This is a genomic window from Cognatundibacterium jejuense (assembly GCF_014284255.1).
GTDB lineage: Bacteria > Pseudomonadota > Gammaproteobacteria > Burkholderiales > Burkholderiaceae_D > Undibacterium > Undibacterium jejuense.
In genome coordinates, this window is the sequence record NZ_JACOFV010000005.1 from 142,865 (window position 1) to 168,710 (window position 25,846).

Here is a 25,846-nt window from a genome sequence, read left to right on the forward strand (position 1 = left end):
TTTATCCAGCTCGAAATGCGCTTAATTATTTAGTATAGTTGAGAGGACGATGAAGAAAATGCACTTTTATTGTGAATTTGTGTGAACATTGATGCAGAATAATGCCTGGTTCATTTTAAAGTCAGGAATTACTAATTTTGCCATGGCTAAGCAAGAAATAATCGTGGGATTGCGCTGGTAGTGAAGCTTTTAGTTCAAAAATTTCTCGTTTTATTGGCCTCATTTGTTGGATAGTTAAGCAGCACGTAAACAATCTACTATATTCATCCTCGCTGCTCGCCACGCAGGGATAAACCCGCCAACAAAGCCCATAAATAAAGAAAAGAGCAACGTTTTGACGATGATGTCCGGATTGAGCTTGAATTGAAAAGCGAGTTCGCTAAAGGTCTGGAAATTGGTCGTTGAGATATCGACCGCCTGCATCCATGAGGCGGCAAATAAACCGATACAACCGCCGACGAATGATAGCAGTAATGACTCAAGCAAAAAGGCAGTCAGCACCGCACCTCGACGGAAACCTAAAGCGCGTAACGTACCGATTTCACCTACCCGCTGGGCGACAGCAGCAAACATCGTGATCATCGCGCCGACTACCGCGCCGATAGAAAAGATCACCGACAAACTTAAACCCAGAATCCGTATGAAGGTGGCGAGTGCTTCGCTTTGTTCTGCATAAAACTGTATCTCTGGTTTAACGTCTAATTGCAAACGTTGGTCGTTGCCAATCAGGGTTTTGATTTTTTCAAACGCGCTCCTATCCGCGAGGCGGAACACCATGGTTGAATAAACATTGCGCCGGAACGCTGCCATCATTTGATCGACATCGCCCCAGATTTCGCTATCAAAGCCGGTTTTTCCAGAATCAAAAATACCGACCACCACCCAGTCGCGTTGCGCAAAGTGCAGAGTTTCACTGAGCTGTGTTCCGCGAAAACCTTTTGCAATCGCGATGCCAACAATAATTTCTGAAGTACCGGGTCGAAACATACGACCTTGCACGATCTTCATTTCCGGTCTGAGTTCCAGCCCGGTTAGAGAACTGCCACGCATCGTGACATTGCTGGGTTTGCCATTGCTGCGTTTGGGTAAATTGTTAAGGACGACGGGTTCTTTGGTAACCAGCACTTGTCCTTTTTCATTGGTGGCAATGCCGGGCAAACTTTCTATGATAGCGGCCTGATCGCGCGAAATGGCGCTGTTGATTTCTGCACCGGCACCTTTACGCAACACCAGCGCGTTGTCGGCTTGACCAGTGGCGACCAATGTAGCGCGTATGCCTTCACTCATCATCAACACAACAGCAAACACAAACACCACAAGCGCCATACCGCCGGCGGTCAGCAACGTTGTGAAACGGCGTACCCAAAGATTTCTGGCGATGTAAGAAATAGGAATGGCTTTCATGCTACGTGCCTCAGGCCATTGACGATATCGATGCGACTCATTTTCCATGCAGGCCATGTAGCTGCCACCACGCCAACGATGACGCTGGCCAAGAACTGGTACAGCATCGTGGTATCGGATACTCTAAACACGGGAAATAAGGTGCCGACCGATTTGGCAAACGCATTCGCAATCGGAATGGTAGCCAACATCCCTAAACCCCCACCCAGCAAGGCAATCACCAGACTTTCTCCAAACAATAATTTGATGACAAACTCCGGAGAAAACCCCAAGGCTTTGAGCGTCGCATATTCTGCAATTCGTTCACGCGCCGTCATCATCATGGTGTTCGCCATCACCGCCATGATAATCACGACGATCACAATACTGACGGCATTAATGGCGACCAGAATTGCCTCGCTCATAGAAACAAATCCTAGTTGGAATGCTTTTTCTGTTTCGGTCAGCGTTTCCGCCAGTGAGTTCTTAAACAGTGTGTCGATACGCTCAGAGATGAGGGGCGCGTTATTTGGTTCGTTGATCCGCACGATGTAAACACCGACATAATCAGCGGACGACGCTTGTCGTTTGCGCACGGTTTCAGCCAGATATTGCCAATGAAACAGTAATTGTGATTCATCGGTCTTGGCATCAATACCATCCCAGATACCACGCAGAGTGAAGTTCCAGGTGCCCGGAAAAATCGTGCCGCGGATAGGAATCTGATCACCAATTTTCCAGCCATATTGATTGGCGAGTTTGCGACCAACAATCGCTCCCTGACGATCTAACAAAAACGCCTTTTTTTCATCATCTTTCAAAACGTATTCTGGATATAGCGCCAGATAGCTGGCTGCCTCGACCGCAAATTGCGGAAAGAAATTGCGTTCCGTGATATACACGCCACCAAACCAATTCGACCAACTAACACCCGTCACGCCCTCAACAGTTTTGAGACGCTCAGCATAATTTAAAGGAAGCGGGAAGGTCAGGGACGTAGCGTTGCGTGTGACCAGACGCACGCTGGAGGTACCTTCAACACCGGCATACCAGGCGTCTACAATCGTGCGCAATAAACCAAAAGCGCAGATCGCCACCACCAAACCGACCATCGTTAAAATGGTCCGCAAGCGGTGTCGAAAAGCATTTTTGAGGAGTAGTCTAAAAATGAACATGGTTTAGTGTGAAACGGGTAGTACAGCGGTATTTATTGCATCATCTGGCACCAGCACGCCTTTTTCCAGATGTACCAGACGTTTGGCACGCGACGCCGCTTTGGGATCATGTGTCACCATGACAATGGTTTTTCCGAGTTCACTGTGTAGTTCGTCCAGCAAATCTAATACCTCGCCAGCAGTCACGCGATCGAGATCGCCCGTTGGTTCATCAGCGACGATCAGCGTTGGGTCTGTCACCAAGGCACGGGCAATTGCTACCCGTTGCTGCTGTCCACCGGATAGTTCGTTGGGATAGTGATCCATCCTGTCAGTTAAGCTGACCATCGCTAACGCAGCCTCCACATGCTTTTTGCGTTGGTTGCGCGATAAGTGTGTCAGTAATAATGGCAATTCCACATTTTCAAATGCAGTGAGTACTGGCATCAGGTTATAAAATTGAAAAATGAAACCAACGTTCGCTGCACGCCAGTCAGCCAATTCACCTTCGCTCAAATTCGCGATATTCACACCAGCGATTTCTATGCGGCCCGAGGTCGGTTTGTCGATTCCTGCAATCAGATTGAGTAGCGTACTTTTGCCTGATCCACTTGGCCCCATGAGTGCAATAAATTCACCGCTTTGTACTTCCAGATTTACACCTTCCAACACTGGAATATGTTGGCCGCCTCGCTCATAAGATTTATTCAGGTCGGTAATGCGGATCAATACTTTGTCCGCTAAAGCTTGTTCAGATGCGCTCATTTACCGATCACCACTTGTGCGCCTGCTTTTAATTTTTCAGAGGGCGAGAGTACTAACTTGTCACCGGATTTAATATTGCCAGTCACTTCGAGGTTGTCGCCGATTTTGCGACCAGTTGAAATCGGTAAAAGCTCTAATTTGTCGTCATTAATGCGGAATACTTGCTTAATACCATCTCGTTCAATAATGGCTTTGGGATTTAAGGCCAGTATTGGTTTTTGATCGGTATCGGTGATCGCTTTGGACAGGATGGTCACTTTTGCACTCATCTCAGGCAGGATGCGTGGGTCGAGTTTTTCAAACCGAATCTTTGTCATGACGGTCGCTTTAGCGCGGTCAACGGTCGGGACGATGCTGACGATGCTACCGCGAAAGCGATTGTCGGGCAGGGCATCCAGCGTAATTTCAACTGGTTGCCCTATCTGGGCTTTGGCAAGATTGCTTTCGGATACGTCCGCTTCCACTTCCAGGGTGCTCATATCCGCCATCGTTACCACCGCGCCCTGACTGCCAGCAGCATTAGAAAATGGTGTGATGATGTCGCCGACATTGGCATTTTTGACCAATACCACACCATCAAATGGGGCGCGGATTTCTGTGTAGTCCTGGTTGACTTGTTGTACTTTTAAAACAGACTGAGCGACGCCGACGCCCATTTGGGCGGATTGATAAGCGGCTTTTGCTACGGCGACACGATTTTTCGCAGTATCAATCGCTTGAGCAGAAATGAAGCCCTGGCTTTGCAAACCCAAGCTGCGTTTAAGTTCCACTTCAGCATTGAGTAACTCAACATTCGCCTGTGCCACACCAGCTTCAGCCTGTCTGATACTGGCCTGCGCCTGCATTTTGGCAGCGACGATGTCACTGGCATCCAGTTGTGCCAACAGGTCGCCTTTTTTGACTTGACTACCTTCGCGAACATTTAACTGCACCAGGCGCCCAGTGGCCTTACTTGCCACTGCTGCGCGGGTTTGTGCAACGACGTATCCTGAGGCAGTCAGTTGCGCGTATTGCTGGGAAGGGTAGGTGGTAATGACTGACGTTACCTGAACCTCGGTTTTGCCAGGCTTTAATATGATGCCTGCTGTGGCAACAATGACGCCCGCAAGAGTGAGCCAAAGGCCAATTTTTTTCTTTTTGCCGGGACTACTATTGCCGCGGTCAATTTTTAATTGTTTTAGCGTAGCTGCAGTGCTCGTCGCGTTGTCCATAGATATCTTTTATGTCCTGAATGAAAGCAAAGAAAAAAACGTGCGTATGCAAATTCTACACGGATAACGTTTTTATTATTGTTGCGTTGATTTCATCTCGCTTCGGCATAGGTATTTTGGCACTCGATATGACTGCAATGAAATAGGTAAATCCAATCAATAAAATTACTTAAATGCAACATTTGGCATTGCTATTGAGAAGCTTTGCTGCAATTTTTTCGGTTTCAGAGCTGCAAGTTAATCATTTCTTATATAGCAAGCTTATAATTCAGGCGTCGCCATTTAAAATTTCACATTTTTCGGAACCAAGTCAACTTTGGCGAATCCAACTCACTTATGAATCAAGTTTCTATTCCAGGTCGGCCAAATTTTCAGCAATACCAGTCGGGCGAGGGGCGTGCCATCGCGCTGGCTATTTTTGTGCATTTATTATTGCTTGGCTTTTTATGGGTAGGTATTAAGTGGCAGAACACTACGCCAACCGCCGTTGAGGCTGAGGTGTGGGATATGACCATGCGTGAGGCGGCGCCGTTGGCGGTGCCAGTCGAGCCGGAGCCTGTCCCGCAGCCAACAATTGCACCACCACCGCCAGTCGCCAAAGAAGAAGCACCTAAGGAAGATCCTGAAATTGCGATAGAGCAGGATAAAAAACGCAAGTTACTTGAAAAACAAAAAGAAGACGAGCGCAAGCAAGAGATAGCACAACAGCAAGCTGAACAAAAGCGTAAAGATCAAGAGTTACAAGCCAAGAAAGAAAAAGAGGCTGAGAAGCAACGTCTGGCAGATAAAGAACTGGAAAAGCAAAAGCAAGACAAGCTCGATAAACAGAAGCTTGCTGAGCAAAAAGCACAGCAGGCGAAAGAAAAAGCGGCCAGCGATAAGTTGTTTCAGGAAAACATGCAACGCCTGTCCGCTCAGGCTGGCGCAACTGGTAGCGGTGGAAATGGTACGGCAGCCCGCTCAACTGGCAATAACCGTGGCGATCCGAGTTATGTTGCAAAAATTGCTGCAAAAATTCGGTCAAATACGAATTACAATGTGTCGGATGCTGTTGTTGGCAATCCGGCAGTTGATTACCAAATTGACTTGTTGCCGGATGGTTATTTACGTGGACCGGTACGCAAATTGAAATCTTCTGGAATTCCAGGTTTTGACGATGCGGTGGCTAAAGGTATAGAAAAAGCGCAACCATTTCCTAGAGATAGCTCGGGAGCTGCGGCGACGAGCTTAGTTTTGCACTACAAAATGAAAGAAGAGTAATTTGCAATGATGTCTATGATGAAAAAAATCGCAATTACTGCTGTGTTAGCGGCGGGCGTGAATTTAATGGGTACCGTACCAGCTTACGCTCAATTGCGCGTTGAGGTTTCTGGCGTCGGCTCTATGCAAATACCGGTCGCCATCGCAGCCTTTGGCAATGAGTCAATGACACCACAGCAAATCAGTAGCATCATTAAAGACGATTTGTCGCGTAGTGGCTATTTTAAAATTATCGATACTGGCGCGGTGATGACCGAAACGACGCCAGTTAATTTCGATGAATGGAAACAGCGTGGTGCAGAAGCTTTAGTGGTTGGGAGCGTTCAAACCCTCGCCGACGGCCGTTTCGATGTGCGCTACAAATTGCTCGATACGATTAAGTCGTCCACTTTATCCGGATTTGCGGTGGCTACACCACCGACTAATACGCGTATAACTGCTCATAAAATTGCTGACGATATTTACGAAAAATTGACTGGTGTTCGTGGTGCGTTTTCAACCCGCATTGCCTATGTGACCAAGTCGGGATCAGAATATCGCCTGGAAGTTGCTGATGCAGATGGCGATGGCGTTAAGGTCGCATTGCGTTCGAATGAGCCGATCATTTCACCTGCCTGGTCGGCAGATGGAACCAAAGTCGCTTATGTCTCTTTTGAAGCCAAAAAACCAGTAGTCTGGGTGCAAAATCTGGTGACTGGTGAACGTAGGGTTGTGGCCAACTATAAAGGCAGTAACTCCGCGCCAGCCTGGTCGCCTGATGGTAGCCGTCTGGCGATTGCCTTATCGCGCGACGGACTGACGCAAATTTATTCTGTTGGTGCGGATGGCTCAGATTTGAAAAAGCTTACCAGCAGTAGCAGCATTGATACTGAACCGCAGTTTTCTGCCGATGGTCAATCAATTTATTTCTTAAGTGATCGTAGCGGTGGCCCGCAGATTTATCGTATGAGTGCCAATGGCGGTGAAGCTAAGCGCGTCACTTTTAACGGTAGCTACAACATAACGCCGCGCATTTCTCCAGATGGAAATACGCTGGCATATATTTCTCGACGTGAGGGGAAGTTCCAATTGTATGCATTGGATCTGGCCAGCGGTCAGGAACAACGCTTGTCAGATACCAGTAAAGACGAGTCGCCTAGCTTTTCGCCAAATGGTCGCTATATTATGTATGCAACCGAATCTGGCCGACGCGGTGCGTTAGCAGTAGTTTCTATCGATGGCAAAGTAAAACAAAGATTGACGGTGCAAGCCGGAGATATTCGGGAGCCCACTTGGGGTCCTTTCATGAAATAATTTTCATTAACTTTTATCAGGAGAGAATATGCGCTTCAATTCCCAAACAAAAACTCTGGCTTTGATGATTTCCAGCGTTGTGCTGATGACTGCTTGCGCGTCTAAAGTACCGCTCGAAGACAAAGCTAAAGTGGAAGAAAAATCAGTGCAAACAACAACTCCCCCAGCTGCTGATCCTAATGCAGTTAAGACAGTACAGACTGGCTCTGTTGATCCATTGAATGATCCACAAGGTGTATTGGCTAAACGCAGTGTGTATTTTGATTTTGACAGCTACGTTGTCAAGGATGAGTACAAATCTGTGGTTGAAAATCACTCCAAATATTTGACAACAAACAAGCAACGTAAGATTCTGATTCAAGGTAACACCGATGAACGCGGTGGCAGTGAATACAATCTGGCATTGGGTCAAAAACGTGCAGAAGCTGTACGTAAATCCATGAGCTTGTTGGGTGTGCCTGAGTCTCAAATCGAAGCCGTCTCTTTGGGTAAAGAAAAACCAAAAGCGACTGGTCATGACGAAGCGTCTTGGGCTGAAAACCGTCGTTCTGATATCGTCTACCAATAATTTTTATGCATAGCAGTATTGCAGAAATCTTATAAAGTTTAACGCCGGTCACTTTGCAGTAGCCGGCGCTTTCTATTTTGGGCTGATGAAAATCGTATTATTGAGATTCTTACTTAGCACGCAGTGAGGTTACTGCTTGCCTGGTTCTGTTAGGTACAATAAGTCAATCACCCACATTTTGCGTCAGTTCTTTTTTATATCGATTGCTATGAAACTTACTTCTTTCCGTACCTCGATTCTCGTTGCAGCGATGCTCTCAGCGTTAGCACCTGGTATCGCTTCTGCAGGTCTGTTTGATGATGACGAGGCGCGCAAAGCAATTCTCGATTTACGTGCTAAATTAGATGCTGTCAATGTCCGTGTAGATAAAACCAATGACGCTAAGGTCGATAAGAGCACTGCTTTAGATCTGGCGAACGAGAATGAGCAATTGCGCTCTGAAATAGCCAAATTACGCGGACAGATCGAAGTATTAGCGAACGATATCGCTAATACCCAGCGCCGTCAGCAAGATTTTTATGTCGATCTCGATAACCGCATGCGCAAACTTGAGCCTAAGCGTATGACTGTAGACGGTAAAGATGCGGTCGTTGAAGTCAATGAGCAACGTGCATTTGATAATGCGATGGCTTTGTTCAAAGATGGTGATTATAAAAATGCCGCACCAGCATTTAGTAGCTTTATGACTGCATATCCGCAGTCGGCATATATGGGTTCTGCTCAATATTGGCTGGGCAATTCGTATTACGCGCAACGTGACTGCAAGAGCACGATCTCAGCAATGCAGCAATTGGTAAAGACTTATCCTGATCATCCTAAAGCACCAGATGCAATGCTCAATATTGCAGGTTGCTATACCGAGCTGAAAGAAAAAGTCGCAAGCAAAAAAACCTTGGAAACCTTGATCAGCCAATATCCTGGTACCGAGGCTGCACAAGCGGCTAAGAACCGCCTATCCTCGCTCAAGTAGCAGGCATAAGGATTTAATCCTGAAGCAGGGATTGACAGAGGGGCTGAAACGCCATATAATTTCGGTCTTTCGGGTCGTTAGCTCAGCTGGTAGAGCAGCGGACTTTTAATCCGTTGGTCGCAGGTTCGAATCCCGCACGGCCTACCACGAATATAAAATAAACTTAAGTTGCGCCTAAGTTTTTAGATTTTTAGCAGGTTTTGGGTCGTTAGCTCAGCTGGTAGAGCAGCGGACTTTTAATCCGTTGGTCGCAGGTTCGAATCCCGCACGGCCTACCAAAACAAAATGTGAAAAGCCAACCCGCATGGGTTGGCTTTTTGCTTTTGTGCTTACTTTTCACGTACCTTCTTTGATATAGCCAGCTTCTTCGTCGAAAAGCATCAGATGTGCCTGGGTACGAGATTTCTATTCAACTTGTCATAAAGCGCTCGTGAGATTTAATGATGCAGTTTTAGCTTGTATTTCTTTGTATATTTAGTATTGTTAATGCTAGCCGTGGCTTACGCATCAACGTCAGTAATTGGGCGCACTTAAAAGCAGGTTCATCATAATAGTAATAAGTAGAGACTGATCGCCATCCGATCAGTGAAAACTAAGTCGTTCCCGTTTTGCATCGTCCAGATCCTCTATTTCAAGTTTCATTGACGCTTTAAGTTGCGAAATTTCGCTTGAAAATCTATTCAAAGTTTTCGTTATATACAATGCTGCATTTGTCATTTGTTTAATGAAAGGAGGCGTATGCGTACTGTCGTACTTTTCTTTGTCTGCGTCTTTTTTTTATCTGCTTGCGATAAGCCGCGATCTGTAGCACCTCAACTTCAGAAAGTTAATTTTGCTTATACAAGCCAGCCTCAATCTGCATTGATACACATTGCGATTGAAAAAGGATTTTTCCGTGATGAAGGTTTGGATGTTCACGGGACAGTATTCGAGCTTGGGAGAGCGGCCATGGCGTCCATGTTGAAGGGTGATGATGATATTGCATCCGTGGCTGAGACGCCAATTATGTACCATGTTGTTAAGGGGGGAGAGATCTCGATTTTTGCCAATGTAGTCACTACGAATACCAACAATGGCATCCTCGCCCGCCAGGATGCGGGAATTCAACGACCTGAAGATCTGAAAGGTAAGCGTGTTGGATTTCCTAAGGGATCGACAGCGGAATTTTTCTTAAGTGCCATGCTGAGCGCGCATGGACTGGAGATGAGTGATATTCATTCAGTCTATTTAAAGCCCAATGAGTTGCAGGCTGCGATCATGGATGACGTTGTTGATGCAATTTCAATCTGGAATTACAAATTAGCGCTGATTGCAGATGCTTTGGGATTTAACGGTATCGTATTTCTGGATAAAGAACTGTATACAGAATCTTTTAATCTGGTCTGTCAACCGGACTACACAAAACGTCATCCAGAAGTACTCGAGGCATTATTGCGGGGTTTATTGAGAGCGGAAAAGTTTAGTCTTACTCATCTGCTTGAATCACAAGAAATTATGACCAGAAGAACGCAGGTACCTCTTAAAACGGTGCAAAAAGTCTGGCCCGAATTTAAATTTAAAATATCCTTGGCACCGACCTTGTTGATTACCTTAGATGATGAGGCGAGATGGGCTTTACAGAATCAATTTGCGGAAGCGATTCAGGAACCGGATTTTTTGTCGCACATTTATTTCGATGCTTTGCGCACGGTAAAACCCGAGGCGATCAAATTTAGGCAATAGACGATGAGAATACTGGTTCGTTTGCGATTGGTTTCGATAGGCTTGTTCGCCGGGCTTGCTTGTGCATTGGTTTTACTTGCATGGTCAGTGGCTAAATATAACGAGGTAAAGACATATAACCACATGCTGTGGAACTTGCATGCGGCTGTTTCAGATAAAGCATTTCAGCGCGATCAATATTTCTTATTTAAGCAAAGCGCCACCAAAAAAATCTGGTCAAAAAGACAGGCGGACGTAATTAACTTGGTAAATCAAATTCAGTCTGAAAATTTGATTGAAGATGACCGGGATAAGTTTCGTGAATTGATCGACAATTTGAATTCTAGTGAAATTATTTTTCAACGAATTTTTGTACTAAATCAGTCTAAGTCCACGGCTTCATCCTCTTGGCTTGATGCAGACAGGCAATTTGATATTCGTCTCATTAGCCAGATGTTGTTGAAAGACGTGGCCACTACCGATGTGATTGATGCGCTACAAATAGAGAGCGAGAAAAGGGTCGATGCAGCTTATCTTCAGTTGATGTTAAGTATTGCCGTTGGCATTTTTATTCTGGTTGCGTTGACAATTTCTGCGCTTAGAGTAACGGCTGTTTCGTTGAAGAACCGACTTCATCACTTACATGATGGTACCAACTTTATTGCTGCTGGTCGTCTCGAACATCGCCTTTTAGTTGCTGGAAATGATGAACTCAGTGAATTGGCAAACTCGATCAACACAATGACTGCAGATTTGCAGGCATTCAAAGGCTCATGGGAAGCGGAACTTGATCGACGAAAAAATATAGAAATTGAACTTCGTCGCAATGATGCTTTATTGAAATCTTCTGCTCGTATCGCCGGGGTTGGTGCCTTGGAACTGGATTTTACGACACAAGAAGTCAGATGGTCGGAGCAAAGTTGCACTATCTTCGGTATGCCTGCTGGATACCAACCTGATTATGACGCCTTATTGAATTTTTTTACGCCGACTGCCCAAACGATACTTCAGTCAAAAATGAGTCAAATGTTGGACGGCGGTGACTCGTTCGATATTGAACTCGAAATGATGACCGGGCAAAATAAGGTGATTTTTGTGCGAATTCTTGGGCAGATAGAATACAGTCCCGATCAGCATGCAAGAATGATTGCGACATTGCAGGATGTGACCGCGCAGCGTTTGATGGATAGGATCAAATCTGAATTTATCTCCATGGTTAGCCATGAGCTGCGCACACCTTTAACTTCAATTCGTGGCTCGCTAGGTTTATTGGCGAGCGAAGTCTTAGGAAGTCTGGATGAAAAGTCTAAGAAGCTGGTGGTGGTTGCTCATCGAAACTCAGTACGCCTGATTGGTCTGGTGAACGATATTTTAGATATCAATAAGCTGGCGTCTGGTGCGATGCATATGGATATGCAAAAGCATGATCTGGTTCCATTGATATTCCAAGTGATAGAAAATAATGCTGCGTATGCACGAGAGTTTTTTATTGAACTCGATTTTCAGAGCGAGATAAGAGCCGCTGTCGTGGAGGTCGATGCCGGTAGATTGATGCAAGTGTTGACCAATTTGATTTCTAACGCGGTCAAATTTTCTGGTGATCCACCTGTCGTTTCTGTAAAGCTTGAGCAGCAGGGCGCCGAATATAAGATTAGCGTCAGCGATACGGGGCCTGGCATTTCTGAGCAGTTTAAAAGGAAAATCTTCGGACAATTTGCACAGGAAAATAATTCCAATACCAGAATGAATGGCGGAAGTGGTCTGGGTCTGTACATCAGTAAAAACCTGATTGAAAAAATGGGCGGCAGCATTGGTTTTGATAGTACACCCGGAGTCGGAACTACATTCTGGATTACGTTGAGGGCGCAAACGCCGGAAGTTGAAAAGCAATTTGTTAAATCAAATGAAGCGATAGGGCTTTCAAATTGAGTTTGGCTAACATAGATGGATATCTTGGTTCACGGTTGACGTTGGGTGCCAAAATCCGGATAATTTGGGTATGAAATTTAGCTATGAAATTCGGTTTTGAACAGGGTGGCAAAGAAGTGTGATGAAGACGAAAATCTCACATTTTTTGCAAGAGCTGGGCGTGCCAGTTGAGCCTCTCGAATTTAAGGACGCAGGTGTCAGCCTGTGTCCTTTTTTGTTTCTGGTTTTATTTTTCACTACTATTTTTGCAACTTATTTTGCAACTTATTTTGAACTAAAGCATTACTAAATTACCAGGCACCGCACAATGAAAAAAAATTCCACAAAAAAGCAAACGCCTGCGGTGCAGCCGGTACAGGAAAAACATGAGATACGTCCCGGACAGTCGTTGGAGCTGCTGAAGGAACTGCATATCCTTACGCGCGATGGCAAATTGAATCAGGACAGCCGTCGCAAGCTCAAACAGGTCTATCATCTGTATCAGTTCATTGAACCCTTGCTATTAAAGTTGCAGGAATCTCATGCCAATATCAGCCTCGTTGATCACGGTGCTGGTAAATCTTATCTCGGCTTTATTCTGTACGATTTATTTTTTAAATCTGGACAAGCACAAAGCCAGGCACATATCTATGGCATAGAAACACGCGACGAGTTGGTGCAGAAATCCACCGAACTCGCACAGCGCCTTAATTTTCCCGGGATGTCTTTCTTGAATTTATCGGTGGCAGATTCCACACATTCTGACAAATTGCCTGAGCAGATAGATATCGTCACAGCATTGCATGCTTGTGATACGGCGACGGACGATGCAATTCAATTTGCATTAAAAAAGAAAGCAAAGTTTATGGTGCTGGTGCCGTGTTGTCAGGCGGAAGTGGCTGCTGAATTGCGTAAGAGTAAAGGTGATGCTGTACGTAGCAACCCGCTGTCAGAAATGTGGCGTCATCCGATTCATACTCGTGAATTCGGTAGTCAGATTACTAATGTACTGCGTTGCTTGCAATTAGAAGCACATGGTTACCAGGTCAGAGTCACAGAACTTGTCGGTTGGGAACACTCGATGAAGAATGAATTAATCGTCGCCGAATATAAAGGGACACCAGCAAAACGCCCCGGTGACAGGTTAGCGGAAATACTCAATACCACTGGACTTGATAACTTGCGTGAACGTTTCTTTGTTCCTCAATGATGTGCGTTGACAACGTAGCATGGATTCTAAGCTATCGTAAAATTTGATCGTCATTGCGATGTCATAAAAAATGATTAGTATCATTTTTATGTAAGGTAGGAATAATGACTGGTATTACTAAAGAACATTAAAAAGGAAAGCAAATATGCTGGCCGCCGTTGACCTAGGTTCAAATAGTTTTCGTATGCATATTGCACGTCATGAAGGCGACGCCATTCGCGTCGTCAAGAGTGCGCGTGAACCTATCAGATTGGCGGCAGGCCTCGATGAAAGCGGTAATCTGACTGCGGAGGCCATGCAAAGTGCAATTGACTGCCTTAGCCGTTTTCGCGAGATCCTCAATGCTTATCCAGTTGAAAATTTACGGGTAGTTGCAACCAACACTATACGTATAGCAAAAAACGCCGCTATTCTTTTACCGCAAGCAGAAGCCGCAATTGGCCATTCTATTGAAGTTATTTCGGGTGAGGAAGAAGGCCGCCTGATTTACATGGGGGTGTCGAATGCCGTCGCTATTCCTGGCGAGCGCCGCCTCGTTATGGATATTGGTGGTGGCTCAACCGAGGTGATACTTGGTCGCGGGCATGAAATCGTCCAGGTTGAATCCTTCAGCATTGGTACAGTAAAAACCAGTGCCAATTTTTTTCCTGATGGCCGTTTAACAGAAGCAGCATTTGAAGCTGCTATTTTGTCGGCGCGTTCTATGTTTGAAGATGCCGCGCCACCCTACCAACCCCAGCATTGGCGCAAGGCCTATGGCTCGTCGGGCACCATGCGTGCGATCGCCGATGCCATCATCAAAGGTGGTCTGGGTGACGGCAAAATCACGATGTTGAGTTTGAATGCCTTGAAACAATACTGCATTCAATGTGGCAAGCTCAGTGATTTGGAATTGAGTGGCATTAAACCCGAACGCGTTGCCATGGTCGTCGGTGGTCTGGCGATATTGATCGGTTTGATGACGGAGTTCAATATTGAAGTATTGATCCCGATTGAAGCAGGCTTGCGTATGGGCGTGATGTGGGACTTGTATCTGCGCGCCACCAAACGAGACCGGCGCGAAGTGTCAGTGCAGAAAGTCGCCAATGTGTTTAACACCGACATGTCGCGTGCCAATCGGGTCGTTGATATGGTGAAATCTTTGTATCAACAACTTAAACCCTCGTCTGATAATTATTTGCGTTTGTTATTGTGGAGTGCTCGCTTACATGAAGTAGGGATGGTGATTTCTCATACCGGCTACCATAAGCATGGTTCCTACATGATAGAAAATGCCGATATGGCGGGCTTCACCACGAGCGAACAACGCATCATGAGTAAATTGATTCTGAGTCAGAAAGGGAATCTGCGTAAGATTAGCGAAGCCTTGGTTGACCCTGATTTTGCCAAAGCTGTCTTATCCTTGCGTTTATCCGTCATGCTGATGCATTCGCGCGCTGAGATTGATTATGAAGACATCAGACTCAAAATGAAACGTAGCGTAGAGCTTGAGATGCGCCGTGATTGGGTCACTTTACATCCTACGGTCGCGTATTGGTTGCAAAAAGAAATCGAATGCTGGCGTGAGGTTGGTGTAGATTTTTTAGTCAGGACGAATGTCTAAACGCAGGTTTTAAAATGAAAAAGGAATTCAATAATTTGAATTCCTTTTTTTTGGTCTATTTGATACGCTGGCATCGGCGGCTGCTATCCGCCAATTCCAACCTTACATTAAAAATCAAATTGCGCTGATAGTTTATAGATGCGTGGTGAGCCCGGGAATAAATAGCCACCCAGTGATTGCGTTGCATCCCGCCAGTAGAACTTGTTGAGCACATTGTCGACGTTAAAGCGTAAGGTCGTCGTTGTATTGCCTATACGTGTCACGTAACGGGCACCGAGGTTATAAACCTGGTAACCAGGAATAATGACGCTGTTATCCGGTGTATATGCTTTGTTCCCTGAATACTGCCAACTCGCGTTCAGATTTAAACCTTTGACTTCGGTGACAGTATAGTCCGCATAGATCGTCGCCTTCAGTTTTGGTACATCCAATACACGCTTGCCTTCTAGTGTGGCATTGCCAGTGTCTTGCTGAGTGGCGTTAAGCTCAGTTAAGCTGGCGCTGAGTGTCAGTTGTGATGTGATTTTCCCTAAAGCCGACAGCTCCAGTCCGGTATGTTGTGCAGTACCGTTTTGAACATAGTTATTATTGCTATCAATGTATTGTAGTGGCTTTTGAATCCGGAAAACGGCAGCACTTACACTCAAATCGCGTGTTACGTCGGACTTGAAGCCCATTTCAATTTGCTTCGATTTGGCAGGATCAAGTAATTGATTCTGGTTGTTTGTCCCAAATGGTGCAATCGTTCCATGTTCCAGACCTTGTGCAAACGAGGCGTACAAGGATGTGTTCTGCGTAGGTTTGTATACCAGTGCCGCATTTGATACCCAATAATTGTGTTGGTAACCACTCAGACCAAGTTGTGTTCGCTCAATATTCAGGTGACGGATACCCGCATGTACTGTCCATGCATCATTGAGGCTGATGGCGTCTTGTAAGAAGGCAGACCATTCTTTATCGGTTCTTTGCAGTAACACTGGGCCGGTGGTGTTGCTGGATTGACCAACGACGACAGGATTGAAAACATTGCTGGTACCAACGAAATCATACACATATGCGCCGAAGAAATCTTTGCGTTGCGAGCTGCTTAAACCGGTCGCAAATTGATGTTGGAAATTACCGGTAGTGAATTTTCCATTCAGCAGTGCCTGAGTCCCCCAGGACGATTTTGCTTCGCCTACGCTTTGGTAATCGTAAATATCGTAATCACCGTTCGCACAATAGCCGCTGGCGAGGTTAGCTGAACCACATCCGAGTGGAAATGCCGTGTAATCATTACGTTTGAACTCATGCTTGTTGATGGCAACGCTGGCAGTCCAGGCATTGTCCAGTTTGTATTCGTAACGTACGCCGATATTGCTATCTGTCGTATCAACGGGTTTAGACCACGGCTGATTGTTGAGCATCATGTCGGCACGAATTCCACGTGGTAAATCGGTGCCATTTGTTAATTGAAAACCTGGTGCAGAGATTTGCGCGCGGTGTTGGTAGTCAAAGTCGAATTGTAGTAATGACTGCGGTGATAAATGCCAGTCAAATGCGCCAGAAATAAACTGGCGGTTGCCGTTTGCGCCGATGATGTAAGAGCGCATTCTTTCTTCGGCGGCATTGATACGGTAGCCAAATTGCTTGCCTGAAGACATTCCACCCAAATCGAATGTGCCGTATAAGGTGCCGCGTTCAGAGATGCTGGTAGTAACGCTGCGCAGGTCGTTATTTGTCGGGCGTTTAGTCACATAATTGATGACGCCGCCGGGTGTTGCAAAACCAGACTGGAAGCCGGAAATACCTTTTAATACTTCAACGGTTTCTTTGCTTTCCAATGGAATCGAGCCATCTGCAGGAATCGCAAAGCCATCTTTACGATAGCTGTATTCGTTATCGAGTGCAAAGCCACGGATAGAGAACTGCTCAGCATAACCTACTGCATTGTAAGCATCATTGACGCTGGCATCGTACTTCATGACATCCGTGGTCAAACGGATTTGCAAGTCTTGCAGTTGTTGCGCGGTCCAGGTATTGACGGAAAATGGCGTATCAAGCAATTTTTCATCAATAAAGCCTGCTGCCTTGGTGTGGTCTGCTTTAGCGAAGGTCTTGTTGCCAGAGACCACAACTTCTTGCACTGATGCAGAGTTTGCTGTTGCGTTGTTCTCTGGCTCTGCCGCAGCGTAAGCGCCTTGCATGCAGACGAGTTGTGCAATGGCGATGGTGATCAGTGTCGGGCGAAATACCAGCGTGGTTGCCTGGCGGCGGGTAGGGTGTGAAGTTACTTGTGTCATTATGTGCTCGTTATACTTGTGGTGCGCAGGGTGGCAGCACAGCAAAGGAGCAAACAAAGCATAGACAGGAGAAAACGACGTGAACTTTGCGCTTCCCTTCGCTGGCATTATCCAGATCAGGTTCAAGGGACTCTCTCACCCGGAAATGTATTCCAGGACCCCTAGCGAAGGCGTTACTTTAACATGAAATCAGCATTAAGACTTTTGATGATGGTGACCGTTAACTACCCTATGTCTGATTTGTTGCTTTTTTAGGTTTGCTGATACCCTGGGGGAGTATATTTTTAGGTCGTTTGTTATCAAGGAGGTAAACGTATAAAAACGTCTATACTCCCTGATTTTAATGTTCACTAAGCCGCTTGTCTGGCGGGTTTGAAATTCATCCACAGACCTTCGGCTGAATAGATGAATAATGCAATCCAGATGGCAATGAAACCAATTAGTCGATGGGTATCGAGATTTTCATTGAATATCCATACACCAAGCAATAACTGCACAAATGGTGCAATGTACTGAAGCAAGCCCAGTGTCGTCATCGGTATGCGGCGCGCACCAGCGGCAAACATCAATAAAGGAATGGCAGTGATAGGGCCACTTAATGCGAGCAAGATTTTGACATCAGTTCCAGCTGATACCAGTGCATTTTGTCCATGCATGGTGAGCCATGTCAGGTAGCCAAAGGCAAACGGGAAGAAGATTGCGGTTTCCAAAGACAAACCTTCCAACGCGCCTAATGCTGCAGTTTTTCTTAATAAGCCATACGTACCAAAAGTCGCCGCTAGCGCGAGGCCTATCCATGGTAAATGCCCGGTCTGGAAGGTCATCCATGCCACGCCCAAGGCCGCAAAAGAAATCGCCAACCATTGACCAGAGCGCAGTCTTTCTTTGAGTAGTACCGAGCCAATCAGAATATTAACCAGCGGTGTCATGAAGTAACCAAGACTGGAATCAATGACCTTGCCATCATTTACCGCCCAGATATAGATAAACCAATTACTTGATAATAAAACGGCGCTGAGAGCGAAGCTGGCAATCAGTTTAGGCTGACGGCGCACCATCGCCAGCCAACCCCATTGCTTGCGCCAGGTAAGTACAATGGCTAAAAATAACAGCGACCACAGCATACGGTTTAATAAAATTTCTAATGAAGGAACCGAGTGCAAGGCTTTGAAGTAGAGTGGGAACAAACCCCAGATCGTGTAGGCAGAGCCGGCTAATAATATGCCTTTACGCATGTGCTGCATCCTAAATAAAGGAGGCCGCAAATGCGGCCAGAGAAGGTATTATCGCCGTAAATCTGAAAGTATGCTCAATACCACCCGAAGTGTTGGAAATGTCTGGAGTGAAATTATCCGAACAGCAATGCCGAAAAATTATTTTTCTCTGGCAAGGGCGATTTGTTTGCACAGTACTTCTGTGCCATCCAGAATGCGCGGACCAGCGCGGTTGAGCAAATCCCCCTTAACGGCATACAAATGATTTTTTTTGACCGCTGTCAGCGTCTTAAATGAGCGCCATTCATTGAGTGCATCGGCGTTTTCACCACCAGTAATAATTGCATCTGGATTACTTGATAACAGGGCTTCTGTCGTAATCGTTGGGCTTAACTCTTTCAGTCTGCCGAAAACGTTTCTACCGCCACATAAGCGAATCGCAGCCGAGATCATGTGTTCGTCATTGAGGGTCATTAATGGCTTATTCCACACCTCATAAAATACAGTTACCGGCGTCGACGAATCAGGCTGGCGATAGGTTTTTCGCAAATCCTCTAAGCGCTGTCTGAATTTAGCAGCGGCGGCTTTGCCTACAGTTTCAGTGCCCGCCAATATCGATAATCTTTCTATCGACGTTGCCACCATTTCATAATTGCGCGGTTCACTTTCGAAAACGGTGATGTGATTGCTGCGCAGTTTACTGGCTAGAACTTTGCCATTACCTGTGCCCCAGATAACGACTAAATCCGGCTTAATCGCGAGTAGGCGTTCGGTATCCATCGCAAAGACATTGCCGACGGATGGCAAGTTTTTTGCTGCTTCGGGGAAGTTGCTGTAATCGCTGACGGCAACGACGCTTTTTGCAGCGCCAGCTTCAAACAGTAATTCGGTGGCGTGGGGTGCCAGGCTAACGATGCGTTGCGCCGGCTGCGTCAGGGTAACCGTGTGCATGGCATCGTCTTTGACACTGACTGCTGCAAATGATGTTGCAACGGTCAATGACAATAAGAAAAAGCTGCCGAGGTGGTGCAACATGAGATTCAAATTTCCAGATTATCGATCAGGCGGGTGTTGCCCAGTTTGGCTGCTGCTAACACGACCAGAGGCGCACCTTGTGCAAGGTCGCCTGCTGATGGTGGTTGTAGGTCAGCGCGTTTGCGGATAGAAATGTAGTCTGGTTTCCAATGGCGTCCGGCAAGTTTTGCCATAGCGTTGCGTTCGAGTTCAAACATATCCAGATGACCGCTACGCACTTCATTCGCGACTTCATTTAATGCCGCATACAAAGCCGGTGCTTCTGCACGTTCCGCTTCAGATAAGTACATATTGCGGGACGACAAAGCCAGGCCGTCGTCAGCGCGATACGTATCAGCCGCAATAATTTCGGTTGGCAAGGCAAATTGCTTGCTCATGTTACGGACGATCATCAATTGTTGATAATCTTTTTTACCGAACACGGCAACACGTGGTTGTACGCAGGAGAAGAGCTTCAGTACCACGGTGGTCACACCAGTAAAAAATCCAGGGCGGAACTCACCTTCCAGGATGTTGCCCAGATCATCCGGTGGGCGCACACGGAATTCTTGTGGTTCAGGATATAAATCTTTTTCAGTGGGCGCAAATAAAATATAGACACCTTCTTTTTCCAACTTTTCTACGTCAGCCTGAAAAGTGCGCGGATATTTATCGAAGTCTTCATTTGGGCCAAATTGCAGGCGATTTACAAAAATCGAGGCAACGATAGGATCGCCATGTTTTTTTGCCAGACGCATCAGCGACAAATGGCCTTCATGTAAATTGCCCATGGTAGGTACAAATGCGGTACGCAATTGTCCGCTCAGATGATCGCGCAATTCTTCGATGGATGAAATGATTTTCATGGTGAGAAATTAATTGAATTCAGTTGTTTTCAGTTGTAATTCAGTGTGCCCGTTTCGCTAGGTCGCATTATCAGGACACACCTTGTGTTCAAGCTGGTGAGTAGGCGAGCCGTACATAGATCGGTGCAAATGCCTCAGCCTGCGTAATTTCGATCAGCGTCTCTTTTGCAAGCTCTAACAGGGCGACAAAGTTCACTACTAAGACTGGTGCGCCACGCGACGGATCAAACAGATCGGAAAACTCGACAAATTTCGCCGACTGCAACTTACGCAAAATACCAGACATATGTTCGCGCACTGACAGTTCTTCTCGACTGATTTTGTGATGTGCAACTAAGGTTGCACGTTTCAAAATATCTGCCCATGCAGCTTGTATATCGGCCAACTCCACTTGTGGCCAGTGCAGTACCGTGTTCTGTTCGACAAACACCTGTGCGTGAAGAAAGTCGCGCCCTAATTGCGGCACAGCATTCAAATCATACGCGGCTAGCTTCATTTGTTCGTATTCCAACAAACGTCTGACCAGCTCTGCGCGTGGATCCTCAGCTTCTTCGCCCGCTGCGCTTTTGGTCGATGGCAACAGCATGCGTGATTTAATTTCTATCAGCATGGCCGCCATCAATAAGTATTCGGCCGCAAGTTCCAGATTGTGATTGCGGATCTGATCAACATATTTCAGATATTGCAAAGTTACTTGCGCCATCGGAATATCCAGGATATTGAAATTTTGTTTGCGTATCAGATACAACAATAAGTCCAACGGCCCTTCAAATGCTTCCAGAAAAACTTCGAGGGCATCTGGTGGAATATATAAGTCATTTGGTAACTTAAATAGCGGCTCACCATAGAGCTTGGCAAAAGCCAAACCATCCACCACATCTGGTGTGCTATCAGTAGCACCGACCAGTGGCAGATCAATAGGGGGGAGTGCAGTAGTAGTCACAAGCTAGCCGTAAAGACGGGCTTATCCTTTGTTTTGGTAAACGTAGGGTTGCTGCGGTACGATGGAATCCAGAGTATCTTTTTGTACGCTCAGATCCACTGGTGCTTTATCCCATAACAGGGCGCGGCCATCACGCTGGCTTTGCTCGAGTTTAGGATTGGCGCTTTTTAAACTTTGGATGAAGTGAGTCGCTTCGGATTCGTACAAAGAGAATTGCTTAGAGAATTTCATAGTTTTGAAATAAACATATAAAAGAACGGATGAAGCCGCATTTTACTCTTAATTTCAGCAAAAACCGCATTTGCGCACTGATCGCAAGCAAGTAGTTGAATCAAACTTCTATAAAATTGAGTTTCTGGAGAGGCAGTGCGCCAATTTACAGATCGCTGCTTTGTACCCATTTTGTCGTTGGTACTACCTTATAGGTCTGCAATTTCTGTAAAAGTGATTCTGTTTGATTGTCGTGGATCAGGATCTCAAGATGGTTTGCGCGTAAAAAGCCTTGTTCGCCCGTATGTTGTAAAAACTGAAGTAATCCATCATAAAAACCATTGACGTTCAGCAGGCCGATTGGTTTTTCATGAAAACCTAATTGCGCCCAGGTCATAACTTCAAATAGTTCTTCGAGTGTGCCGATACCGCCTGGCATCGCAATAAACGCATCAGATAATTGTGCCATCAATGCTTTGCGTTCATGCATGTTATTGACGATATGTAATTCAGTCAGACCAATGTGTCCTACTTCTTTGTCCATTAACGCTTTGGGGATGACGCCAGTGACCTGACCGCCGAGTTTTAAAACTTCATCGGCAATAATGCCCATCAGACCGACATTGCCGCCCCCATACACAAGGCGGAGCTCATGCTTGACCAGGGTGGCAGCTAATTGACGAGCTGCTGACGTATATTCAGGCGTTATTCCTGGTGATGCTCCGCAATAAACGCATACTGATTTCATGCTGGGCTCATTTTTCGCAAATAATCTTGCGACAGCTTCTCGAATACTTGCTTAGTTTCTCCGCGCAAGTAGGGACTAATCAGCGAGATGACTTGATAGCAGCCGCGAGCCAGAGATTCAGACATTGTTTGTAATTCTGTGTATTTGCGAGGGTTGCGCACATATTCATAAGACAGCCAATACGTGGCAACCACCACCATATTGGTCGACAGCGCATCAATGTCCATATCTGAGCCTTCAAACTCGCCATCGGCACGCAAGCCATTGCAAAGTTCATTTGCCACTTTGATTTTGTGGGAAAGTATTTGCTTGAAATTGAGTTCTAGTTTGCGGTTACGTGACAACAGGTCGTTCAGATCGCGGTAGAAAAAACGATAGCGCCAGACCAATTCAAAGGTCAGATGCAGATAAGTCCAGATATCCTGAATATTGGCTTTACGACCGTGCGGGAAAGCGAGTTTTTTGTTAATTTCAGCTTCGAATTGCGTGAAAATGGAATTAACAATGTCATCTTTATTTCTGAAGTGATAATAAAGATTGCCCGGGGAAATATTCATTTCCTCAGCAATGACGGTGGTCGTGATATTCGGTTCCCCGAATTCATTAAATAAACGAAGGGATAGTTCGAGGATGCGTTCCCGGGTGCGGCGAGGGGCTTTGTGTTGCATGTCATTCAATCTCGATAGATGATGGACGAACGCAAAATTGCTCCACCGGCGCTCTTGGCCTATCGACGTAACGTCGTACCATAAGCACTCGTTTTGTGAATCTGCCTGGTTGGAATAATTTACGTTAGTCCTATATTATTTCATAAGAATAACATTGATCCAGCCAAGCTCAAAACTTGTCTATGATTCTACGCTGCTTTGTGCCGTTTCCGGCACCTGAATCATGCATGTTTTTGCTAGTTTGTCATGCAAAAACTGACCGTTTTTATCGAGTCTCGAAGTGAGTGCCCAGCCCGTGATGCCGAGGCTGATAACAAGCACCATCGGCCATTCTTTGAGCCCGAACTGGTAGTCCAGTGCCATTGCTGGTATGAACCACATCCATGCTAAAAAATAACGAACAATTGCTTTTACCAGAGGGAGTTTGCCGCCATCGAGGTCAGTAACGCGAATCCGCCAGGTTTGCATTGCCAGCGTTTGTCCGCTGCGACTCCAGCAAAATACAAAATACGCTCCGATGACAAGAAACAACCACGCTTGGCGCCCATGCCGAAGCATCAACGCGCTTTTACTTTGCGTTGTCACATCAAATATAAAACCAAAAACAAAAACGATGCCAAATAACAACATGGCCTCATAGACCATGCAGATTAACCGGCGGCGTAGTAGGGGTGCTTGTAATTCGATAGTCACAGAATTATTTCGATGAGGCTTGAGAGTTTGCTGCCGTACTTGCTGGTGTTTCTGCGACAGCAGGTGTAGCACTTGCTGGGGTAGCATTCGTTGTAGATACGGCGGAAGCAGCTGCTGGCGCTACCTGTGCTGTCGGTTTGATGAATGTTGGCGCTGGCACTTTGTTTGTCTTCACAGGAGTCGGTCCGACTTTAATCGGTGCGATGATCTGTGGGCTTCTAATGGCTTCTGATGACAAATTGGTCAGACGCTTTTTCTTTTCATGTTCATCAGCCAGACGTTTTTTCTCTTCCGCGCTGAGTTGCTGATACTGTTCCCATTGTACGGATTTGTTTTCTGACTTGATTTGTGTCACGTGGGCATAATTTTCACGTGCCGCGGCACGTTGTTCTGGTGTTAATTTTACCCAGTCGCGCATTCTTTCTTGCAGACGTTGTTGTTCATCTGGCTTCATCGTTGCGTAGCGATTTGCAATTTCCAGCCATTTTTTCTTACGTGTCTCTGGCATTTCCGGCCATTCGGCGGACAAAGGGGCTAAGGCTTGCTGTTGCGCAGCGCTTAATTCCGACCAGTGTGGCTTAGCTTGATGTGCTGTTGATCGAGGAACTAAGGGCTTGACCGATGCTGCAGGAGTTGAGGCTGGAGCGGAAGATAAAGACGGAATCGCACCGTTAGCGAAAGCTAACGGCAGCGCGATAAAGCTTATTGTGAAAGTGACTAACTGACGTAAGTTGCAAAACTGCACGCTTATTCCTCCGCTTTGTTTAAATAAGCAGTAAATCCGGTATCCACATAAGCTGCAGGTGGCAATTCATCAACTAATACCGCTGTGTCAATATCAGCTAATTCGTTGATGCGTTGTTGCTTTTCATTTTCGTAAATGCCCGCTAGCCCGGCAATCAATGCCAGCAATGGAATAATGATTCCGAGTTTACCTAGCCAAGTTGAAGGACCTGGGAAGGAAAAACCATTCGTGCCAGCAAGCACTCCGCTAAATACATGCACTTTGGCGCCGCTATCTGGCTTCTTACGCGCGAGCGCTGCTTTACGTGCTTGCGCTAACCTGTCTAGCGTGGGCGTAGGCAAGCTCTCGGCTGATTCGTTCAGCGCGCGCCGGACTTTGTAAGCAAAGTCGAGATCTTGAGATTCTTTTGAGTAGTTCATAGCTGTATTCCTTTAGCCTTTAGGGATGCGGCCAATGCGTGAGTTGCACGGGAGCAATGCGTTTTGACGCTGCCTTCTGAGCAACCCATCGCTTCGGCGGTTTCTGCCACATCCATGTCTTCCCAATAACGCATGAGGAATGCTTCCCGTTGACGTGCTGGAAGCTTTTTTATTTCATCATCAATAATATTCAGAACTTGTTCGCGTTCTAGCTTGTCTGCGGTGGATTCTGCTGCTTCACTACCTTCTTCTGCGGCATAACTTTCCAGCAAATCAAAATTATCATCGCCATCATTATTATTTGGAGTGATGCTAGAAAATAAACTTACCCATGTGTTGCGTACTTTTTCACGCCGAAAGAAATCAAGAATGGTATTTTGCAATATACGCTGAAATAACATGGGCAGCTCGTTAGCGGGCTTGTCTCCATATTTTTCAGAAATTTTGATCATTGCTTCCTGAACAATGTCCAGAGCAGATTCTTCGTTCCTTACCGTGTAGAGAGCATGCTTGAAGGCACGTCTTTCTACGCTTTCGAGGAAATTTGATAATTCTTTTTCAGTAGCCATTGTTGGCAATATTCATATAGTTACTCAGCGATTTTCAAAACGACATTCAAAACGACAGTTTCTTTAAAATCACGCACAGGTATTTAAAATTGCGCATATGCTAGCAAAAATAGCGCATTGTGTCCTTATTTTGTGCACAGATGAATATATTTCAATCTTAAAAAGCTAATTAATTAGCGAATTGCACTTGACCAAAATGCTGCAACGCATTACCGTATGAGTCCGCTCCAAAATCTCGGAGCACCAAATATCTGTTCGGAATAACCCACAATGTTATCGCCAGCAGGTGCGCTTTAAATGAAGCTGTTTGTTCTGACCCATGCCACAAGCGTGAGAAGTCTGTCGTTACATAGCCTTACCACTGATTGAGCGAGTGCCTTAAGCATTGCCTGGAACCATCTCCAACGGAGCTGTAAAGGGGAGTGTGACTGCACAAAAAGGGATTTCAG

24 protein-coding genes, 2 tRNA genes and 1 riboswitch are annotated in these 25,846 nt (G+C 46.0%); of the genes, 10 read left to right on the forward strand and 16 right to left on the reverse strand.

Annotated elements, in window-relative coordinates; all coding sequences use genetic code 11:
• Positions 1-234: 234 nt before the first annotated feature.
• The 4 genes from H8K32_RS07275 to H8K32_RS07290 are packed head-to-tail and all read right to left on the reverse strand — an operon-like array spanning position 235 to position 4,513.
• Positions 235-1,404: an ABC transporter permease gene (locus tag H8K32_RS07275; RefSeq protein WP_186911819.1), complete on the reverse strand. Its 1,170-nt coding sequence runs from the start codon at positions 1,402-1,404 to the stop codon at positions 235-237.
• Positions 1,401-2,558: an ABC transporter permease gene (locus tag H8K32_RS07280; protein ID WP_186911820.1), complete on the reverse strand. Its 1,158-nt coding sequence runs from the start codon at positions 2,556-2,558 to the stop codon at positions 1,401-1,403. Before H8K32_RS07280 ends, H8K32_RS07275 begins: the two co-directional genes overlap by 4 nt.
• Positions 2,559-2,561: 3 nt before the next feature.
• Positions 2,562-3,302 (reverse strand): ABC transporter ATP-binding protein, encoded by a 741-nt coding sequence (locus H8K32_RS07285; RefSeq protein ID WP_186911821.1) that lies wholly within the window; start codon positions 3,300-3,302, stop codon positions 2,562-2,564.
• Entirely contained in the window at positions 3,299-4,513 is a 1,215-nt protein-coding gene (locus H8K32_RS07290) for an efflux RND transporter periplasmic adaptor subunit (protein WP_186911822.1), read from the reverse strand. Before H8K32_RS07290 ends, H8K32_RS07285 begins: the two co-directional genes overlap by 4 nt.
• 336 nt (positions 4,514-4,849) lie before the next feature.
• On the opposite strand from H8K32_RS07290, the gene tolA reads away from it, so the two are divergent.
• The 10 genes from tolA (at position 4,850) to H8K32_RS07340 (ending at position 15,026) form a co-directional block, all read left to right on the forward strand.
• A complete protein-coding gene (gene tolA / locus H8K32_RS07295; RefSeq protein WP_186911823.1) occupies positions 4,850-5,773 on the forward strand; it encodes a cell envelope integrity protein TolA in 924 nt (307 codons plus the stop codon).
• A gap of 9 nt (positions 5,774-5,782) precedes the next feature.
• Positions 5,783-7,066, forward strand: a complete 1,284-nt coding sequence (gene tolB / locus H8K32_RS07300; protein ID WP_186911824.1) for a Tol-Pal system beta propeller repeat protein TolB — start codon at positions 5,783-5,785, stop codon at positions 7,064-7,066.
• Positions 7,067-7,094: 28 nt separating this feature from the next.
• Entirely contained in the window at positions 7,095-7,634 is a 540-nt protein-coding gene (pal, locus tag H8K32_RS07305; protein ID WP_186911825.1) for a peptidoglycan-associated lipoprotein Pal, read from the forward strand.
• A 208-nt stretch (positions 7,635-7,842) separates the two neighbouring features.
• Positions 7,843-8,604, forward strand: coding sequence for a tol-pal system protein YbgF (ybgF, locus tag H8K32_RS07310; protein ID WP_186911826.1), 762 nt, complete (start codon positions 7,843-7,845; stop codon positions 8,602-8,604).
• A 71-nt stretch (positions 8,605-8,675) separates the two neighbouring features.
• Positions 8,676-8,751, forward strand: a tRNA-Lys gene (locus H8K32_RS07315).
• 55 nt (positions 8,752-8,806) lie between these two features.
• Positions 8,807-8,882: transfer RNA gene (locus H8K32_RS07320), tRNA-Lys, on the forward strand.
• A gap of 460 nt (positions 8,883-9,342) precedes the next feature.
• The gene (locus H8K32_RS07325; RefSeq protein ID WP_186911827.1) at positions 9,343-10,326 is read left to right on the forward strand and encodes an ABC transporter substrate-binding protein; all 984 of its coding nucleotides are present in this window, start codon (positions 9,343-9,345) and stop codon (positions 10,324-10,326) included.
• A gap of 3 nt (positions 10,327-10,329) precedes the next feature.
• Entirely contained in the window at positions 10,330-12,234 is a 1,905-nt protein-coding gene (locus tag H8K32_RS07330) for a sensor histidine kinase (protein WP_186911828.1), read from the forward strand.
• Positions 12,235-12,541: 307 nt separating this feature from the next.
• A complete protein-coding gene (locus H8K32_RS07335) occupies positions 12,542-13,423 on the forward strand; it encodes a class I SAM-dependent methyltransferase (RefSeq protein ID WP_186911829.1) in 882 nt (293 codons plus the stop codon).
• Positions 13,424-13,568: 145 nt separating this feature from the next.
• The gene (locus H8K32_RS07340; protein ID WP_186911830.1) at positions 13,569-15,026 is read left to right on the forward strand and encodes a Ppx/GppA phosphatase family protein; all 1,458 of its coding nucleotides are present in this window, start codon (positions 13,569-13,571) and stop codon (positions 15,024-15,026) included.
• Positions 15,027-15,133: 107 nt separating this feature from the next.
• Here H8K32_RS07340 and H8K32_RS07345 read toward each other — a convergent pair whose 3' ends face one another.
• The 12 genes from H8K32_RS07345 to H8K32_RS07400 form a co-directional block, all read right to left on the reverse strand.
• Entirely contained in the window at positions 15,134-17,308 is a 2,175-nt protein-coding gene (locus H8K32_RS07345) for a TonB-dependent siderophore receptor (RefSeq protein WP_186911831.1), read from the reverse strand.
• Positions 17,309-17,384: 76 nt separating this feature from the next.
• Positions 17,385-17,481: riboswitch (TPP riboswitch) on the reverse strand.
• A gap of 177 nt (positions 17,482-17,658) precedes the next feature.
• Positions 17,659-18,543 (reverse strand): EamA family transporter RarD, encoded by an 885-nt coding sequence (gene rarD, locus H8K32_RS07350; protein ID WP_186911832.1) that lies wholly within the window; start codon positions 18,541-18,543, stop codon positions 17,659-17,661.
• Positions 18,544-18,681: 138 nt separating this feature from the next.
• Positions 18,682-19,557, reverse strand: a complete 876-nt coding sequence (locus tag H8K32_RS07355) for a cobalamin-binding protein (protein ID WP_186911833.1) — start codon at positions 19,555-19,557, stop codon at positions 18,682-18,684.
• A gap of 5 nt (positions 19,558-19,562) precedes the next feature.
• The gene (panC, locus tag H8K32_RS07360; RefSeq protein ID WP_186911834.1) at positions 19,563-20,402 is read right to left on the reverse strand and encodes a pantoate--beta-alanine ligase; all 840 of its coding nucleotides are present in this window, start codon (positions 20,400-20,402) and stop codon (positions 19,563-19,565) included.
• Positions 20,403-20,490: 88 nt separating this feature from the next.
• Positions 20,491-21,345: a segregation/condensation protein A gene (locus H8K32_RS07365; protein ID WP_186911835.1), complete on the reverse strand. Its 855-nt coding sequence runs from the start codon at positions 21,343-21,345 to the stop codon at positions 20,491-20,493.
• Positions 21,346-21,366: 21 nt separating this feature from the next.
• Positions 21,367-21,576, reverse strand: a complete 210-nt coding sequence (locus H8K32_RS07370) for a DUF3460 family protein (protein ID WP_186911836.1) — start codon at positions 21,574-21,576, stop codon at positions 21,367-21,369.
• Between the two features lie 145 nt (positions 21,577-21,721).
• A complete protein-coding gene (locus H8K32_RS07375; protein WP_186911837.1) occupies positions 21,722-22,303 on the reverse strand; it encodes an LOG family protein in 582 nt (193 codons plus the stop codon).
• Complete coding sequence (locus H8K32_RS07380) at positions 22,300-22,971, reverse strand: TetR/AcrR family transcriptional regulator (RefSeq protein WP_186911838.1); 672 nt, start codon at positions 22,969-22,971, stop codon at positions 22,300-22,302. The genes H8K32_RS07375 and H8K32_RS07380 overlap by 4 nt, the downstream gene beginning before the upstream one ends.
• 180 nt (positions 22,972-23,151) lie before the next feature.
• Positions 23,152-23,664: an RDD family protein gene (locus H8K32_RS07385; protein ID WP_343067940.1), complete on the reverse strand. Its 513-nt coding sequence runs from the start codon at positions 23,662-23,664 to the stop codon at positions 23,152-23,154.
• Between the two features lie 4 nt (positions 23,665-23,668).
• Positions 23,669-24,409, reverse strand: a complete 741-nt coding sequence (locus tag H8K32_RS07390; protein WP_343067941.1) for a DUF3106 domain-containing protein — start codon at positions 24,407-24,409, stop codon at positions 23,669-23,671.
• Positions 24,410-24,411: 2 nt separating this feature from the next.
• Positions 24,412-24,828: a DUF3619 family protein gene (locus tag H8K32_RS07395; protein WP_186911840.1), complete on the reverse strand. Its 417-nt coding sequence runs from the start codon at positions 24,826-24,828 to the stop codon at positions 24,412-24,414.
• Complete coding sequence (locus H8K32_RS07400; protein ID WP_186911841.1) at positions 24,825-25,397, reverse strand: RNA polymerase sigma factor; 573 nt, start codon at positions 25,395-25,397, stop codon at positions 24,825-24,827. The genes H8K32_RS07395 and H8K32_RS07400 overlap by 4 nt, the downstream gene beginning before the upstream one ends.
• Positions 25,398-25,846: the final 449 nt, after the last annotated feature.

What these genes read in the sequence shown, in the direction of transcription:
- H8K32_RS07275 (WP_186911819.1), bottom strand. Translation starts at nt 1,404, where the DNA reads ATGAAAGCCATTCCTATTTCTTACATCGCCAGAAATCTTTGGGTACGC.
- H8K32_RS07280 (WP_186911820.1), bottom strand. Translation starts at nt 2,558, where the DNA reads ATGTTCATTTTTAGACTACTCCTCAAAAATGCTTTTCGACACCGCTTG.
- H8K32_RS07285 (WP_186911821.1), bottom strand. Translation starts at nt 3,302, where the DNA reads ATGAGCGCATCTGAACAAGCTTTAGCGGACAAAGTATTGATCCGCATT.
- H8K32_RS07290 (WP_186911822.1), bottom strand. Translation starts at nt 4,513, where the DNA reads ATGGACAACGCGACGAGCACTGCAGCTACGCTAAAACAATTAAAAATT.
- tolA (WP_186911823.1), top strand. Translation starts at nt 4,850, where the DNA reads ATGAATCAAGTTTCTATTCCAGGTCGGCCAAATTTTCAGCAATACCAG.
- tolB (WP_186911824.1), top strand. Translation starts at nt 5,783, where the DNA reads ATGTCTATGATGAAAAAAATCGCAATTACTGCTGTGTTAGCGGCGGGC.
- pal (WP_186911825.1), top strand. Translation starts at nt 7,095, where the DNA reads ATGCGCTTCAATTCCCAAACAAAAACTCTGGCTTTGATGATTTCCAGC.
- ybgF (WP_186911826.1), top strand. Translation starts at nt 7,843, where the DNA reads ATGAAACTTACTTCTTTCCGTACCTCGATTCTCGTTGCAGCGATGCTC.
- H8K32_RS07325 (WP_186911827.1), top strand. Translation starts at nt 9,343, where the DNA reads ATGCGTACTGTCGTACTTTTCTTTGTCTGCGTCTTTTTTTTATCTGCT.
- H8K32_RS07330 (WP_186911828.1), top strand. Translation starts at nt 10,330, where the DNA reads ATGAGAATACTGGTTCGTTTGCGATTGGTTTCGATAGGCTTGTTCGCC.
- H8K32_RS07335 (WP_186911829.1), top strand. Translation starts at nt 12,542, where the DNA reads ATGAAAAAAAATTCCACAAAAAAGCAAACGCCTGCGGTGCAGCCGGTA.
- H8K32_RS07340 (WP_186911830.1), top strand. Translation starts at nt 13,569, where the DNA reads ATGCTGGCCGCCGTTGACCTAGGTTCAAATAGTTTTCGTATGCATATT.
- H8K32_RS07345 (WP_186911831.1), bottom strand. Translation starts at nt 17,308, where the DNA reads ATGACACAAGTAACTTCACACCCTACCCGCCGCCAGGCAACCACGCTG.
- rarD (WP_186911832.1), bottom strand. Translation starts at nt 18,543, where the DNA reads ATGCGTAAAGGCATATTATTAGCCGGCTCTGCCTACACGATCTGGGGT.
- H8K32_RS07355 (WP_186911833.1), bottom strand. Translation starts at nt 19,557, where the DNA reads ATGTTGCACCACCTCGGCAGCTTTTTCTTATTGTCATTGACCGTTGCA.
- panC (WP_186911834.1), bottom strand. Translation starts at nt 20,402, where the DNA reads ATGAAAATCATTTCATCCATCGAAGAATTGCGCGATCATCTGAGCGGA.
- H8K32_RS07370 (WP_186911836.1), bottom strand. Translation starts at nt 21,576, where the DNA reads ATGAAATTCTCTAAGCAATTCTCTTTGTACGAATCCGAAGCGACTCAC.
- H8K32_RS07375 (WP_186911837.1), bottom strand. Translation starts at nt 22,303, where the DNA reads ATGAAATCAGTATGCGTTTATTGCGGAGCATCACCAGGAATAACGCCT.
- H8K32_RS07380 (WP_186911838.1), bottom strand. Translation starts at nt 22,971, where the DNA reads ATGCAACACAAAGCCCCTCGCCGCACCCGGGAACGCATCCTCGAACTA.
- H8K32_RS07395 (WP_186911840.1), bottom strand. Translation starts at nt 24,828, where the DNA reads ATGAACTACTCAAAAGAATCTCAAGATCTCGACTTTGCTTACAAAGTC.
- H8K32_RS07400 (WP_186911841.1), bottom strand. Translation starts at nt 25,397, where the DNA reads ATGGCTACTGAAAAAGAATTATCAAATTTCCTCGAAAGCGTAGAAAGA.